This window comes from Finegoldia magna ATCC 29328 (assembly GCF_000010185.1).
Lineage (GTDB): Bacteria > Bacillota > Clostridia > Tissierellales > Peptoniphilaceae > Finegoldia > Finegoldia magna_H.
Map to the genome: position 1 here is coordinate 1517382 of NC_010376.1, position 13744 is coordinate 1531125.

Genomic DNA, 13744 nt, shown 5'->3' on the forward strand with positions numbered 1-13744 from the left:
TTTGTATCTTATCATTCGAGTGATAAATAAGAATTTAGAGCAACAGCTGCAAACTATATTCAAAGCTCGCTTCATAGATGTTCCTTTGTCATCAACATGGAAAAATGGGACCTTTTCTGAGATAGTTGATGCCACATTAGGTGGTGATTGGGGAAAGGAAGCCCCCACAGGTAACTATACAGAGCAAGTTTACTGTATGCGTGGTGCGGATATTCCAGAGATCAAGGTAGGGAATAAAGGTAAAATGCCAACAAGATATATTCTTCCCAAGAATTATGCAAAGAAGATATTAACTCCAGGTGATGTTGTTGTAGAAATTTCAGGAGGTAGTCCTACGCAATCCACTGGAAGAGTAGCTGCCGTTTCACAATCACTTCTAGATCGTTATGATCAAGAAATGGTATGCACTAATTTCTGTAGAGCAATGAAGCCAAAGAACGGATACAGCATGTTTTTGTATTTCTATTGGCAGTATTTATATGATCTCAATGTCTTTTTTCTTTATGAGAACGGAACAACTGGCATAAAAAATCTAGATTTAAAAGGGTTCTTATCAACTGAGAAAATTAGAATTCCGTCGTTTGATGATGCTTGTGAGTTTGAAGATATCTGTCACAAATATTTTGATAAGATTTTCTATAATGGGTTGGAAAACGAGAAACTTTCCAGCTTACGTGATTCTTTACTGCCACAATTAATGTCCGGTGAACTTGATGTCTCCGATATTGACATTTAAGCCGCTAAATTCTTATTTATCTGAACGTTCTGGTTCATTTTCCCTTCAATCGCTTCAAGAATACTTACTATTCTTTTTTGCGAATCAAAATCCGGAAGCGCTACAGGCATTGTAGACAATTCAGATTTAAAAGTAATCTGAGGGAAAGTACCCGATCTTGTTACTGCTAAATGCTGTAATTCTTCTAGCATTCTTTCTGATTTCAGTAATGCAAATAAAAACCCAGGTAATACAACATCGACCCTCGGACGAAGCACCATCAGCTTTGTGGAGGCAATGTAATTACTGGTATCTTCAAAATCGATATAGGCAAATCTTTTATTCGCTGGGCGAATCTCTGAATATAAAATATCATTCTTTTTGAACGTCTTTTTAAACTGTCCTTTTAAATTTTTATTTGGAACTTTCTCATGATTTAAAACTTTACCTTCAAGTACATCTGAGGTATTCACTAATATCACCTCATCAGCATTTCCTCTATAGGTATCTGAAATTGTATCGCATAAATCACCAATAGTGACCTTCTTCCATTCTAGCATTTGTTCAGCCTCCTAACCTATATATTTCCTATGAGCAATTTTAACATTACTCTGTTTTACCATTGCATATTGCAATGTCGTATCTATTCGTTTATGCCCCAGAAGCTGTTGCAACTGCTCTATTGGCATTCCCTTATCAATAGCCATTGTAGCAAGTGTTCGTCTGAACTTATGCGGATGAACCTTTTCTATTCCAAGGTTTCTACCTATTCCTCTAAGCCTTGCTTCAATTCCACCTATTTTCATTCTATCATATGGAGCCTTTAAAGACACGAACAGTGCAGGATTGTCGTCCTTTCTGCTATTCAGATACTCTTGCAAATGAATCTTGGTTCTTGCATCAAAGTATACCATTCTTTCTTTGCTACCCTTACCAAATACCACGCATTCTCTTTCTTCGAAGTTAATATCCTTTCGGTTTAAATGCACCAATTCTCCAATTCGCATTCCGGTCGAAGCCAGAATATCAATCAAAGCAAGATCTCGTAATTCAGAGCAGCTATCTCTCATTGTTTCCAAATTTTCATCTGAGTACGTCTCCTTTATAGTCGTAGCCGACTTTACTCGATGTATTCTTCTAACCGGGCTTTTAATTATATAATCCTCATCTTCCAACCACGAGAAGAAACTGGAAAAAATACGTCGGATATTGTCAATTGTAACCTTGCTTGAATTCTTTTCTTTCTGATATCCTGTGAGATACTCTCTCAAATCATTAGTTTCGATTTCTCTGACAGGTTTTTCAACTTTATCACGCATTGCTTGAATTGTGTTTCTATAATACACAAGTGACTTTTCAGAACAACCTTCAATCCTTTTTGCAGATAAAAAGTTTTCGAGTAAATCTTCACTTGTGTCTTCCTGCACACTATAACTTTCAACAATTTCTTTATCTAAAAGTGCATGTTCTAATATTTGTTCTAGTTTTTGAAGCTGTGCATTGTTGATGTATCCAAGCATTCCTTGTACAACTTCATTGATTAATTTTTGTTTCATAGTCTATTCTCCTTTGTTACTAGAGAATGACTACGGAGTGGCAGTCCCCATATTAGCTTCTGCCACTCTCAGAAGTTATTAGTATAAATAAGAATTTAGCGTCTTAAAGGTCGATGTTAGTTACATCAATTTCGCCAGACATGAGTTTTGGAAGCAAAGCATCTCTCATTGAAGCAAGACTTAAATTTTCTTCCTTATTAGCACCAATTGCTTCAAACAAAGGTGATACTAATACAGTGTATTGATTAATTTCATCAGGTCTAATATTGCCCATCGGTAATCTGGCAATATGCTTTGGATAAATATGTGGTTGAGCAGAGCCTGTCTGTGCATCAAATATTTCAGACTGGCGTGATTTAAGCATTGCATACCAAAAATAAACATTCTCTGTCATATTGGTGTCAATAAAAGAAGAATCAGATGACCAGACTGGAATATTCCATAAATTAACGTATCCAGCATTAGCTCCTGAAGCAGAAATTGTTAGTACGGGAGCAACCGTATTTGATTGATTATGATATGTAGCTGGTTCTAATCCACCTGCTACGACTGGAACATTGCCAGGAACTGCATCTTTGGACAATAGTCCTTTGCCTCGATTAGGTGTGAGAATATCTCCTACAAAATTTTCACCATAAATCGAGTCAACAAACATCTCGTTAAATATAGCAAAGGCTTGTTGCTCTAAATTCTTATTTATTCCATTATTCAAATCAATTTTCTCATCTATCGAATTTAATATATTGGCTATTTTAGTTTGTTCTTCTACGGGTGGTACTGGAACTAGCATTTCTCGAAAGTTGGTTTTATTGAATTTAGGCTGAGCACTTCCAGTAACAATTGACTTGAGCATGCTTTGGCCATTATACCCTCTTAGCCAATGAAAATAAAAGTCATCATTTTCTTTGAATTTAACCATAACTGAGTTAGGAGCCAAACTCATTTTATATTTCAAAGTTGGACAGCGAAAAACCGTTCCTACTTTCGCACCTACGTTTGATATGATAATTTCACCGCCAAACAGCTTACTCTTTCCTAAAAATTCATATGCATGCGAATCGATAAATACAAATTTCCCGTTGAAGTCATTATTGTAGTCAACTAAGCGAATTAGTACTGCTTCATCCGGCTCATCTTTATACTTAACATTTTCAGCTAATGAAGCAAAGCTTCCATTCGCAACATAATCTGTAACAATTTCTGTAACTTCTTTAATCTGTTTCACTTCCCATGATTCCGGAATAATACCGACTTCTGTATCTTTATATCTCATAACCAATCGCCCCCAGCTTTCTTCTGATTTCATCTTCGAGTTCATGAGATTTTTCGAACATATCTGAAAGTTCAGAAGTAAGTCTTGCCATCTTTTCTTCAAATGGTTCTCCATCATCTTCTTGCTCTTCAATTCCAACATAGCGTCCAGGGGTAAGGATATAATCCTGTTTTGCAATATCTTCAAGTGAAGCCACTGCACAGAAGCCTTTAACATCTTCAAGTGTTCCATTTTGGAAAGCCGTGAAAGTATCAGCTAACTTTTGGATATCTTCTTCATCAAAATCTCTATGCTTACGGTCAACCATGTGTCCCATCTTGCGAGCATCTATGAAGAGGGTCTTTCCTTTTTGCTTCTTATTCTTTGAAATGAACCACAGAGTAACTGGAATTGTTACGCTATAGAACAGTTGGGTAGGCATCGCTACGATACCTTCAATTAAGTCATCCTCTATAATTTTCTTTCTAATTGTACCTTCACCACTTGTCTGAGTTGATAAAGCACCATTTGCTAGTACGAGACCAATCTTTCCATTTGGTGCAAGGTGATGAATCATATGTTGAATCCATGCATAGTTTGCATTACCTGCAGGTGGCAAGCCATACTTCCAACGTTTATCATCCTGTAAAGCTTGTTGTCCCCAAGGATGATAATTGAATGGTGGATTTGCAAGGATAAAATCCGCCTTTAAGGTTGGATGTAAATCATTTGAAAATGTATCCGCATTATAAGGACCAAAGTCTGCATCAATACCACGAATAGCCATGTTCATCTTAGCCATCTTCCAAGTATCCGGATTTGCTTCCTGACCATATACAGAGATAGCTCCTCTCTTTGCTCCATGTGCTTCAAGGAACTTCTCACTTTGTACAAACATTCCCCCTGACCCACAACAGCAATCATATACTCGACAATTTTCAAAAGGTTTTAAGATAGATACAAGTGTTTTTACAACGCTTGATGGCGTATAAAATTCTCCACCACCTACACCTTCTTTTTCTGCAAACTGTGCAATGCAATATTCATATGTACGGCCGAGTAAATCTTCGCTTGCTTCTGTATCTGACATATCAATGTTATTGGTAAAGATATCAACAACATCTCCTAATACTTTCTTATCAAGATCAGGACTTCCATAATTCTTAGGAAGAACATTTTTAAGATTCTTGTTTTCAGTTTCGATTGCTCTCATAGCACTATCGATAACTGTTCCAATCTCAGGGCTATGAGCCGCAGCTGCAATTGTGCTCCATCTTGCTTCTTTTGGAACAAAAAATATATTCTCCATTGTATAAGCATCGCGATCATCTTCAAATCCATCGCCTTCTTCTACAAGTTCTTTATATCTTTGTTCAAAAGCAGTAGAAATGTATCTTAGAAAGATAAGACCAATGATTACCTTTCTATATTCTGCTGCCGGAATATGTCCCCAAAGAACGCACGCTGCATCCCAGATTTGTTTTTCAAAGCCAATGTTGGCATTTGTTTTTTCTGCCATTTTTTCTCCTCCGATCAGTTATTCTTTCAGTCTTTTTATTTTCATTATTAATGAGCACGTGCTCTACAATATATTGTAAATTGCAGTTTAATGCTTCACATATACGAAGCAAAACATCAGTTATAACATTTTCACATCTTCTCATTATAGACGGTGTAATATAATGAAGTTTAATATCTTCTTCAATCATTTGTTTCTTGTTCAATATTTTACCCATTTTGTCACCACCCATAAATCCTTGATTTGTACAATTATGTTAATTGTATGCTTATATTATATAGCATATCTACTTGAATAAGATAGTCCTTGTAAATGATAATATTATCTCTTCCTAAAATTATCCATAAAAAAGCACCTACAACTGTAGATGCTTGCATAAGATTAATTTTATTTTCTTCTGATCCGTGGTATTACTCGATTTACTTGTTTTAAATATATTTTATATTCTTCTCCAAATTCATTTTTTAACCATTTTTCTTCTGTGTTTTTCATTAATATTGTTAAAAAAGCCCAAAATGCAAATGGAAGTATTAATAAAATATAGTTTGCTGTAAATAAAAGTATACCTGTGAATATAATTGTAAATGCTGAATAAACAGGATTTCTTACTATGCTGTATACTCCTGTTGTTATCAACTTTTTTTCTGTAACTTTTTTATTTATTTTCTGAACTATTACCGCTTGTACCCATAAATATATTCCTAAAAGGATCATGAATATTCCAACTATGATAAAAAATATTTTGCCTTTAATCATGTTTCCTTGATAAATGTATCCATTGAGATGAAGCCATATCCCAGCGATTGTAAGGATTAGACATGTTATTACATATATTGGCCCGACACCGAATATCGGCATTTTAAATTCTTGTGATTTCATTGTCTGTCCTCAATTATTGTCCTAACAATTCAATAATTTCATCCTGTGCTTCTCTTCCTTCTTTAAAAAATCTCGCCAACGGATAGCAGTGGCACATTCCTTTTCCAACAATAATTTCGTATGGAACGTGATATTTTTCCATTGCTTTTTTAAAGGTTTGCGCAAAGGCATAGAGGCATTCATTTTCTCCGAAATAAAAATATGTTTTCGGAAAATCGGTAAAATCTCCTACAGTTCCATCTAACATATATTCAGGTATGTCTTCATCTCCTTTTGCGATTTCTCTTGCTGTTTTAATGTACGTCGGATCAATCATTACATCCTTGTAGTTAAGTGCATTTACTCTTTCCCAAATTTCTTTGTTTTCATCGACAGTTACATCTGGAATTCCTCCTGGAGATACCGAAATAATCTTGCCTGGCATCGGAAGTGGTCTTCCTACGGCATTGTTATGCAAAAAAATCCCTAGTGATAGACAAGCCCCTGATGAAAATCCAAGGACGCTGATGTTTTCTGCCTTGTAACTTTCGGTCATAAGCCTATACGCTTCAAATGATACTTCATATGTCTTATCTATCTTTACATTTTCTGAACATAGTGGATAAAATAAAAACCAAACATCTTTTCCGGTTTGTTCCATTATTCTTTCCGATAATTTAAAATCCAGTTTATTCGGTTGTGTTATCATTCCTCCGCCAAATAGATAAAGAACTGCACCGTCGTCGGGCGTTTGATTTTTTTGATATGAAATCAGTCTGTATCCCATAACATCCCTATCAAAAAGATAATAATTCTTTCTCGTAGCCCTTGCCTTTGCCTTTTCTAAATCAAATACTATTTTTGCATTTTCACTTTTTGCATACTCAAGCATCTCTTCTTTGTTCTTTAAAAACATTTTTTTGACTCCGATAAGTCTTACTATTGTCGATGCAATTTTATAAGTTAAGCTCATTTTATTCTACTCCAATAATAATAAATTAATCACAAACTTTACCAATTTCTTATTAATATAAAATTGGTTCATTCTCTATCACCTGTGATAAAATAATCACAACAATCTGCTCCATTTGCTATCGTGCCTTTTCTATGTAAAACTCCATGTTGAAGACTTATCATAACCTCATCCAATTCACAGAATAGCGGCATTAATTCATGTACCCCAAGCTTTTTAGTATATGTACAAATAGGACAACGAGTAATTCTGTAATAACAAGCGCCCTCATATGGCTCTCCCTGAAAATCGACCTTAAATGATGTGGGATAGAGCTTTTCTTTTTCTTCTGTATACCATTTATAATACTTAACTATATTTTTCTTATTAGCCTCTTTTCCTCTCTTAGTATTTAGATTAGTTAATGAAAAAAACCATTTGACAAAATACAAAGAGCGACGCATCATTTCCTGGATGGTCTCTGGAGGAATTTCTTTTTCACTTGCTAAATATGGCGCAACAAATACAAGAGCGAACATCTCATTGTATGCCATTGGATTATCATCTCCGATATCATCTGCTTCTTCTACTAGTTTTCGATAAATTTTTTTGCTTTTTTTGAGGATATCCCTAGCATACTTACTTCCATATCTTTCCACCAAAACTTTTTTCATAGGATGTCGAAACTGATAGAAATAAAAACTGTGATATTTCATTTTTATCCTTGCCTTTCTTTGTCTTTCCTATTTTCTTGCGATAAATACGAGTTGTTGTTTTCTATCTAAATGATATTCAAAATTAAATCCCAATTTTCCAAGCATTCTTGTTAAGTCGTCGGGTGTGTATACTTCCATTTCTATCATGTGCGCTAATTTTTTTACATCTCTTCTTTTCATAGATGAAACTTCATTGCATATTAAAAATTGTCCGCCCTTTTTAAGCACACGATAAATTTCTTTAAAACATTCTTCTATGTCATTCCAAAAATAAATAGTTTCAAACGCTGTGACGATATCTATGGATTCATCTTCAAAAGGAAGGCTTTTTACGTCTCCCAGAAAAATTCCGCATCTTCCAGACTCAATCGCTTCTTTATTTATCTCACTAGCCATCTTTACACTTGTTTCTGAGTGGTCAATTCCGTAAACTTTTTTTGCTTTAGTTAAAAAATGTTCTATGTTACGACCCCCGCCGCAGCCCAAATCTAGGACAATATAATCGTTTTCAATGTTTATGTAAGACCTTCCCCAACTTGCCAATTTTTCATGTCCTCTATTCATGCTTTTTAACATAAATCTGCCGCCAAAATTGTCTTTCGGTTTTCTAAAATTTTCAAAAAAACGCTTAAACATTTTCCCCTCCTCTTGATACTTATTCTCATCTATATTATACCACGTTTTTTCTTCTTAATTTCATGTTTTTACGACAAAATAGCGTTTTTAAAAATTTATATTTTTACCGTAAATACATCATTCAGATTAGTAGAACAAAAAAACAGAGATAGAATTTTCTATCCCTGTTGAGTTCTTGGTTACTTTTGAATCAGACTGCCTTCACGTACACCTTCCGTTAGATCCAAGAGAATCCATGCACTTGTTTTCGCTCCAGCCTTATGCTTGCCCATATTGGCTTCGAGCATTGTCTCAAATGTTGAGCTATTACTGCATTCAATAACATCTAGAATACTCGTTGTGATATTTTCCCCGTTTGTAGTAACTGTAACCGTATCATCTTTGGCAAATTCACCAGTTATGATTTGACAAGTAGCCACGAATCTGTTCTTATAAGCTTTCGCGCGTTTTAATCCCACTTTTGTCGCCTTCGGTGCAATTGAAAAGCAATTATCGGCTTTGGCTACATTAGCATAATTGGAACCTACATCCTCGATAATCTGTGCTTGCTCTTCTTTCATTGACTTAACCATTTCTGTAATTTCAGCTACTGTCATAACTTTCAAAGGATCTTTGGTTTTTAAAACATAATCTGCTCGATCGTAGCCATCAGTGCCCCATCTTTGTTTCCAATATTCAGTGATATTGAATTTACCACGCAGCATTTTCTCACAATCACTACAGATTTCTCCATCATCTACAGCTACACTGCTAAACAACTTCAATTCTTTGCCGCATATTGGACATAATTTTTTTTCTTTTTTACCGAATAATTTCATGACTGACTCCTTTCATTTTCTGATCATTTTATTATTAACCAACGCCAATTAAATACTTGATTCTTTCAAATATTATATATGAATAGAAATCATCTTGGACTTCTTTGTTCCAATCGATAATTTTGCCCCCATCAATGATTCCCTTAGGAACCATCAAGCTTCCGTCTTTAAGACTAAGTTGAGGAGAAAATTCGACGACATCATCCCTGTACCTAATTATAATTTTCCCATTTGGACTTGTATCGCTAATATTTTGGCAAATCAATGTTGTTCCGCTACAAGCATTACTATCTAGGTAAGGATTTTTCACTTCTTTTAATTTCCCATCTTTTGTTAATTCTAACTCTTTTAGAGAAACAGATGCATTCTTGTACTTAGGTATGACTAGATAGCATTCTTCTCCAATTAAGTAAGGTATATTACCGCCTTCTGATTGTTTTACTGCAACAATCATATTAGGATCTTCATAATTTGCAAAAATATTTGACCAGATTTGTAATTTCGAAAGAGAAGCTTTCAAATCTTTTTCATTATTTGCACCACCTAGGTAAATTACAAAGGCTTTGTTGTTTTTATCATAAGGATTAAGTCCAAGTCCTCTTGCCATTTTAATGTACTGATCAGAATATATACTTCTCTCAAACCTATTTGATTCAAGCTCGAAAATTAAAGGAACTTGTTCCATATGTGCACTTTCATAATTATCAAAAACAAATTTTGGTCTACCTACTTCATCTAAAAATAATTTATGGCTTTTTTTATTGTAATTATCCCACAAGTCATTAAGCGTAAGACCTACTAAGTTATTTAGATTGTAAATATAAGATAAATCAGTGAGATCCTTGCAATAGACTTTGTTAGCTAATTCTGCTTCTTTTATCAACCCATTTTCTACCAAAGTCAAAATCCCGTCTTTTTCAACACCAAAATCTTTAATAAGCTCAGCATCATCAATGAACTTACCATCAGGTAACGAGAAATTAAATACATGATGATTAGTATAGTCACCGTTGTAAATATCGTATTCTTCAATCATAATGCTTAGGATTTTCTGGTTTTGATATACAGAAAATGAAGCAACAATACCTGTATCACCGTTTTCCATATTAGACTTCTTAGCTTTATATACTTCTTTCATTTTTTTAACTATCGCATCAATTTCACTGTTAGCTTTTTTTGCATCAGCAGAATCAAGAAGAATCCTAGGTAGGTGTATACCTTTTTCATGATTTTTCGCAGAATTCAAAAATTCTTTATCGATAAATTCATTCCAAACTTTTCTATCTTCAACATATGAAGAAAGAGAACCTATTATCGCTCCATCAACTTGTTTTAAATTATTTTCTTTACTTACTTCTTTTTCTTTACTTACTTCATTTACTTGATTTACTATCTTTTTGCCAGTCTCAGCTGAATCATTTGCTTTTTTACAAGCAGAAAGAAAAGTCAAAGCCAAAATAAACGCAATTAAAATTTTTGTATTTCTTTTCATAAATCTACCTCTATCATATAGATATCTTACGACATCTATTTATCTTTTTTATTTGTTTGAGCAATTATGAAACTGGTTTTTAGATCTATTTTGTATTTTTATCATGTTCCTTATTTTTTGACTGCTTGTCAATAGTCTCATTAAGTCTCTTTTTATTCTCTTCCACTTCATCGTAAAGACCCTTGTCGATTACCTTCTTAAACCCCTTGTCTTTTTTCAAATCAAGCCTATTGCCTTTAAGCTCTTTGGAGTTTTCCCCTTCAATTACAACATTTACAAGGCCAGTACGTTTCATCAAGAAATCATCTATGCTTTGCAAATTGCTTATCTCATGCTTGGTTTCATCTTCGTAGTGATGTCTTTCATCTATATTTCTATACCTAGCGTAAATTGTGTAGAAGAATATAAATCCAGAAAGTAAAAGTAACCAATATAAATTTCTCATATCTTGGAATTTTGTATCATCAAATACATCCATGGCGGCAACTATATTTAGTACAAATGCAGCTAATCCACCTAAGATTTCAACCAATACAGAAGCTATAAATAGTTTTGTGTAATTTATTGGTACGCTACCCATTGTTTCAAGGGTTCTTGCATTTACAGCGACATAGTGGAGTAGGTTTTTGCCATTTTTCTTTTGCATATAACTGTATAGCCAAACAGGTAAGTATGCAGCCTTCCAAGAGTCGCCTTTAATATTGTATTCTTCCTCTTCCCATCTTACACCCCTGTCATACTCTTCAATAGTATCCAAGGCCGCATGCCTTGCAACATCAGAACTTTGTGCTTCAACAGCATCTCTTAAAACATCAATGTTGCTATCTCTCTTTTCTGAAGTGAATCCCTTCAGATAGTTGGCATTAAATTTTACGCAATTTTCTGTATCAAACGGCATGATGGCATTGATAATGTTAGTTGTCTTATCCTTTGCTGTATAATCGAGTTTATCGCTACTAGCTTCAATAGATAAGTCATCTATGAAAATGTCAAAATCCCTTTCAACATGATATGAATCTGCATCGTATTCCATGTGACTATCCTTGCCATTCTTAACTTCGTAACTAGCAGTTTTAATTTCCCCTTCACCTATTAATCTCATATGAGAATTGACATCGACCAACATATATGGCAAATAAACCCCACATATATTTTCGGTACTAAATTCTCTTGTAAATGTAGGATGAGCAAAAAACTTTCTTTTTTGAACAAAGTCTTCTATTTGCTCTTGGGCCTCATTTTTCCTTACCTTAAAAGGTAGGATAACATCAGGAACGGCTCCATTTGGAATAATATTATTAAGTGATAGGGTATTTCTACACCAGTGACACCTTGCCTGAGTATTGGTTTTGGTATCGATAACTACTTCGGCACCGCAGCTTTCACACTTAACAGTAATTATATCTTCTGCTGCTTCGTCTATATCTAAAGCTCCTCTTCCCATGGTTGTTCCTTCTAGGCTTGATATATCTTCATCTTCTGGTGCAAGCTCTAGTTCAAATTCGTGCCTACAGAAATTACACCTTAACTTACCAGTCTTGGTATTAGTCTCTATGTCAGTTGACCCACATTTTGGACACTTTATCTGACCATCTTTTAGTCCAGTATTTATTTCTCTTACTTTAATATCTTCTGTAGTCATAAGATCACCTCTATATGCCTAGTAAATCTTTTTTCGCCTTGTCAAATTCTTCTTGAGTGATAACTCCAGCATCTAATAGTTTTTTCATGTTAATAAGCTTTTCAGTTGGGTCTACTTGGTTAGAGTTTGGAGTTTGATTTTGATTCGGAACTTGGTTTGAATCTTGATTAGGAGCTTGATTTTGATTAGAATTATTATTTGCAAAATTTGGTTGATAAGAATTTTGTCCATTAGCTTGCTGAGTTGCTCCCATCATATTACCAGCTGCATTCATTCCCATTCCCATAAATGCCATGTTTGCACCACCGCCATTTTCGCCAGCTGACTGCATTCCTCTTGCTGCTGCTTGTTGGAAGAATGAATTTCCACGAGATCCAGAAAGTGCATCTGCCTTTTTGACATCTGACATAAGAACTTTAGTATCTTCGTCGTATTCTATTGCAAGTATTGCAGTTTTTGCAATTTCAAGTCCTCTTGTAGATCTCCATTGGTATCCATCTTCTACAGCACTAGATAGTGATTTAGCAAAACCTATTTGATCTCCTTGTATCTTATTCATACGATTGCCCTTGCTTGGATCATTCGTGTAGTTTGAAAAGGCTGCTGAAAGTGATGAAACCACTTCGTTAAATAGTTCTTCTGCTGCCTCGTTATCCATATCTGCAAAGTCAAACGCTGGGGAATTTGCAACCAAATATTTTTGTGGAACAAAGTTTTTTACAAATAGTAAAGGATCTACAATCTTTAAAGTATATGTTCCTCTTGTGACTGCCCCAACTTGTGTACCAAAGAAAGCATCGTCCCAATATATTTCACTTTGCGTGCCAAATCTATTTTTTGGTATTTCCTTAAGGTTAACATAAAATGCCAATTGTTCAGATCCAGCTTGGCCACCAAATTTAAACTTTTCCCAAGTTGACTTGATTAGTGATGCAGTTGGACCATCACCAGCGAAAATACTTTGTGAGTTTATATCATCTGATGAAAATATAAATCCACCAGGTTCATTGATGATTCCTGTAATCAAACCATCTTGTATAGTGATTAGAGCTGTTGCCTCAGGAACGATTATCTTACTACCGTTTGTGATTATGTTGTTGTTTCCCTTAGTATTTTCACCACGACCGTTGTTTTGTCCCTGTGCTTTTGCTGGAAATATTCCTAGAGTTCCTGATTCAAGTGAACCTGGTCCGTAAAAATCTAACCATTGATCTGCAAAAGTTCCGCCTAAACTTCCTGTAAATGCTTTAATAAATCCCATAATATCCTCCTTTAAATTAGTATTTTGTGAAAATGTTTTTACAAGTACTGTGTTCTAAATTTTTTAGAAACTTAGATGACTATAAAAACAAATCTTTGCTTTCAATTTCAATTAACTACACAAAAACCATACATCATTTCCCTTTTAATAAAATTTCTTTGACATTGATTTTGTGAGAAAGCACATCTGTTACTTTCTAATTTTATTATATATATCTTCAACAATCCCCACATCACCCAAAAGTATGATATTTTGTAAAACATAATAATTTAATTCATTTAAAATTTAATTTCTGTTTCGAATAGACAATATAAAATTTCTCCTATC

The 13744-nt window shown here is 34.4% G+C and carries 14 protein-coding genes; 1 reads left to right on the top strand and 13 read right to left on the bottom strand.

Features of this window, described 5'->3' with window-relative positions:
* The first annotated feature begins 85 nt into the window (after positions 1-85).
* Positions 86-736: a restriction endonuclease subunit S gene (locus FMG_RS07230; RefSeq protein WP_050716643.1), complete on the top strand. Its 651-nt coding sequence runs from the start codon at positions 86-88 to the stop codon at positions 734-736.
* Here the strand turns inward: FMG_RS07230 and FMG_RS07235 are convergent.
* The 13 genes from FMG_RS07235 to FMG_RS07300 form a co-directional block, all read right to left on the bottom strand.
* Positions 733-1275 (bottom strand): restriction endonuclease subunit S, encoded by a 543-nt coding sequence (locus tag FMG_RS07235; RefSeq protein WP_012291034.1) that lies wholly within the window; start codon positions 1273-1275, stop codon positions 733-735. The two genes, FMG_RS07230 and FMG_RS07235, sit on opposite strands and share 4 nt — an antisense overlap.
* A gap of 12 nt (positions 1276-1287) precedes the next feature.
* Positions 1288-2271 (bottom strand): site-specific tyrosine recombinase/integron integrase, encoded by a 984-nt coding sequence (gene xerA, locus FMG_RS07240; RefSeq protein ID WP_012291035.1) that lies wholly within the window; start codon positions 2269-2271, stop codon positions 1288-1290.
* A 103-nt stretch (positions 2272-2374) separates the two neighbouring features.
* The gene (locus FMG_RS09610) at positions 2375-3544 is read right to left on the bottom strand and encodes a restriction endonuclease subunit S (RefSeq protein WP_158297416.1); all 1170 of its coding nucleotides are present in this window, start codon (positions 3542-3544) and stop codon (positions 2375-2377) included.
* Positions 3534-5042, bottom strand: coding sequence for a type I restriction-modification system subunit M (locus FMG_RS07255; protein ID WP_012291037.1), 1509 nt, complete (start codon positions 5040-5042; stop codon positions 3534-3536). Before FMG_RS07255 ends, FMG_RS09610 begins: the two co-directional genes overlap by 11 nt.
* Entirely contained in the window at positions 5008-5259 is a 252-nt protein-coding gene (locus FMG_RS07260; protein WP_041250618.1) for a hypothetical protein, read from the bottom strand. Before FMG_RS07260 ends, FMG_RS07255 begins: the two co-directional genes overlap by 35 nt.
* A 170-nt stretch (positions 5260-5429) precedes the next feature.
* Positions 5430-5921, bottom strand: a complete 492-nt coding sequence (locus FMG_RS07265) for a methyltransferase family protein (RefSeq protein WP_012291040.1) — start codon at positions 5919-5921, stop codon at positions 5430-5432.
* A 13-nt stretch (positions 5922-5934) separates the two neighbouring features.
* Positions 5935-6873, bottom strand: a complete 939-nt coding sequence (locus tag FMG_RS07270) for an alpha/beta hydrolase (RefSeq protein WP_012291041.1) — start codon at positions 6871-6873, stop codon at positions 5935-5937.
* 68 nt (positions 6874-6941) lie between these two features.
* A complete protein-coding gene (locus tag FMG_RS07275; RefSeq protein WP_012291042.1) occupies positions 6942-7568 on the bottom strand; it encodes an L-2-amino-thiazoline-4-carboxylic acid hydrolase in 627 nt (208 codons plus the stop codon).
* A 27-nt stretch (positions 7569-7595) separates the two neighbouring features.
* Positions 7596-8204, bottom strand: coding sequence for a class I SAM-dependent methyltransferase (locus FMG_RS07280; RefSeq protein WP_012291043.1), 609 nt, complete (start codon positions 8202-8204; stop codon positions 7596-7598).
* A gap of 179 nt (positions 8205-8383) precedes the next feature.
* A complete protein-coding gene (locus tag FMG_RS07285) occupies positions 8384-9022 on the bottom strand; it encodes a DUF4428 domain-containing protein (protein ID WP_012291044.1) in 639 nt (212 codons plus the stop codon).
* Positions 9023-9056: 34 nt separating this feature from the next.
* Positions 9057-10514, bottom strand: a complete 1458-nt coding sequence (locus tag FMG_RS07290) for a hypothetical protein (RefSeq protein ID WP_012291045.1) — start codon at positions 10512-10514, stop codon at positions 9057-9059.
* Between the two features lie 85 nt (positions 10515-10599).
* The gene (locus tag FMG_RS07295; protein WP_012291046.1) at positions 10600-12156 is read right to left on the bottom strand and encodes a TFIIB-type zinc ribbon-containing protein; all 1557 of its coding nucleotides are present in this window, start codon (positions 12154-12156) and stop codon (positions 10600-10602) included.
* 10 nt (positions 12157-12166) lie between these two features.
* On the bottom strand, positions 12167-13417 hold the full coding sequence (locus FMG_RS07300) for an SHOCT domain-containing protein (RefSeq protein WP_012291047.1): 1251 nt from the start codon (positions 13415-13417) through the stop codon (positions 12167-12169).
* Positions 13418-13744: the final 327 nt, after the last annotated feature.

Bases quoted from the DNA above. Each gene is read 5' to 3' on its own strand.
- FMG_RS07235 (WP_012291034.1), bottom strand. From the start codon at position 1,275: ATGCTAGAATGGAAGAAGGTCACTATTGGTGATTTATGCGATACAATT.
- xerA (WP_012291035.1), bottom strand. From the start codon at position 2,271: ATGAAACAAAAATTAATCAATGAAGTTGTACAAGGAATGCTTGGATAC.
- FMG_RS09610 (WP_158297416.1), bottom strand. From the start codon at position 3,544: ATGAGATATAAAGATACAGAAGTCGGTATTATTCCGGAATCATGGGAA.
- FMG_RS07255 (WP_012291037.1), bottom strand. From the start codon at position 5,042: ATGGCAGAAAAAACAAATGCCAACATTGGCTTTGAAAAACAAATCTGG.
- FMG_RS07260 (WP_041250618.1), bottom strand. From the start codon at position 5,259: ATGGGTAAAATATTGAACAAGAAACAAATGATTGAAGAAGATATTAAA.
- FMG_RS07265 (WP_012291040.1), bottom strand. From the start codon at position 5,921: ATGAAATCACAAGAATTTAAAATGCCGATATTCGGTGTCGGGCCAATA.
- FMG_RS07270 (WP_012291041.1), bottom strand. From the start codon at position 6,873: ATGAGCTTAACTTATAAAATTGCATCGACAATAGTAAGACTTATCGGA.
- FMG_RS07275 (WP_012291042.1), bottom strand. From the start codon at position 7,568: ATGAAATATCACAGTTTTTATTTCTATCAGTTTCGACATCCTATGAAA.
- FMG_RS07280 (WP_012291043.1), bottom strand. From the start codon at position 8,204: ATGTTTAAGCGTTTTTTTGAAAATTTTAGAAAACCGAAAGACAATTTT.
- FMG_RS07285 (WP_012291044.1), bottom strand. From the start codon at position 9,022: ATGAAATTATTCGGTAAAAAAGAAAAAAAATTATGTCCAATATGCGGC.
- FMG_RS07290 (WP_012291045.1), bottom strand. From the start codon at position 10,514: ATGAAAAGAAATACAAAAATTTTAATTGCGTTTATTTTGGCTTTGACT.
- FMG_RS07295 (WP_012291046.1), bottom strand. From the start codon at position 12,156: ATGACTACAGAAGATATTAAAGTAAGAGAAATAAATACTGGACTAAAA.
- FMG_RS07300 (WP_012291047.1), bottom strand. From the start codon at position 13,417: ATGGGATTTATTAAAGCATTTACAGGAAGTTTAGGCGGAACTTTTGCA.